This is a genomic window from Companilactobacillus sp. FL22-3, assembly GCF_054881455.1.
In genome coordinates this window covers 1-1,552 of the sequence record NZ_JBTYYZ010000026.1, presented here as the reverse complement: position 1 = coordinate 1,552, position 1,552 = coordinate 1, and the positions used below count along the sequence as shown (strand labels likewise).

Genomic DNA, 1,552 nt, shown 5'->3' with positions numbered 1-1,552 from the left:
TGCGATAATCCCTTTGTGGTTGTCAGATGAAATAATATAATTTCATCCGATGATTATGGAGGGATTTTTGCATGCCTGGAAATAGGTTTAGTTTTGAAGAAAAGGTACGCCTGATCAGTTTGTTCAAGAGCTCAGACGTTCCATTAGCGACCTTTGCAAGAAACAATGGGGTGAGTAGAAGTGGATTTAAGAATTGGCTGATGCATGTACGTCAAGAAGGTTTAGATGGACTCAAAGCCCGCAAAACCAGATCAAAATATAGTTATCAATTTAAGCTGAATGTTGTTCATGACTATCTTGAAGGTAAAGGCACTTTAGAAGAATTAGTTTACAATTATGGATTACGCAATATATTTCAAGTACATGATTGGATAATCAAGTATAATAATGGGAAATTAATCAAGACTAAATCGTCTGGAAAGAAAGTTCCCATTATGTCACGTAAAACTACATTTGAAGAACGTATTGAAATCGTTGAATACGTCGTAAAAGAACACCATTCATACAACGAAGCAGCTGAAAAATTCTCAGTATCATATCAACAAGTTAGATCATGGGTCTTAAAATCCAATGAAAATGGATATGAGGCTCTCCTCGATCGTCGTGGTAAACGCAAAGCTGCAGAAGATATGACGGACCTAGATAAAGCAAACTTAGAAATACGTCGATTGAAATCTCAACTTCGAGATCAAAAGATAATTGAAGAATTCGCAAAAAAATTAGAGGAACTTCGGCACAGGGGGTGAAACAACAAAACCGGTTGGCTTACCAAGCAATAAAGGAAGTCAGTCAGAATCATCACGGAGCTATAACTCTCCTACTCGGAGTGATTGGAGTAAGTCGACAAGCTTACAACAAGTTTTTTCATAGAACTGAAACTGCTCGAGAGACACGGGATAAATTACTCAAGAAGAGGATCATGCATTGGTACGAATTGAATACTAGGACCATTGGTGCAGGTACGATCCTTACCAATTTAGAAATGGACGAAGAAATTGATTTTCCAGTTACGATCAAACAAGTTAAGCGTTTGATGATGGAACTGAATATTTGTTGCCAATCTAGAAAGAAGAAACATAATAGGTCCAAACAAGAAGAGGTCTATATCAAGGATAACGTCCTTGATCAAAACTTTGAGGTAGAAAAACCAAACCAAGTTTGGCTATCTGATTCAACGGAGCTAACTTGGGGGATCAACGGTCAAAACAAAGTACGACTAAGTGGAGTTCTGGACCTCTACGGAAGATGCTTGATAGCTAGTAATATTAGTGAAACTGAGACATCAAAGGCCGAAATAGAGACGTTTCAACGGGCATTCAATTTATCAGGGAATGTTCATCCGATGGTACATACAGATCGAGGAGCCGCCTTCACATCGAACTCATTTAATAATTTCCTTGATCAACATAGCGTCACCAGAAGTATGTCCCGTCCAGGAACGCCATATGACAATGCCCCAATGGAACGTTGGTGGAGTGAATTCAAGCTTCGATGGATGGACAGACACCCAACTCCGAAGACATTTGAGGAATTAGTTCGATTAGTGAATGAC

The 1,552-nt window shown here is 38.9% G+C and carries 2 protein-coding genes; both read left to right on the top strand.

Annotation, left to right across the window (positions count from 1 at the left end; genetic code table 11):
• Nucleotides 1-71: 71 nt before the first annotated feature.
• Entirely contained in the window at nucleotides 72-746 is a 675-nt protein-coding gene (locus ACYT32_RS12305; RefSeq protein ID WP_395266462.1) for a helix-turn-helix domain-containing protein, read from the top strand.
• Nucleotides 743-1,552: IS3 family transposase (locus ACYT32_RS12300; protein WP_395266460.1), on the top strand; the 810-nt coding region annotated here is incomplete at its 3' end. The genes ACYT32_RS12305 and ACYT32_RS12300, both read left to right, overlap by 4 nt.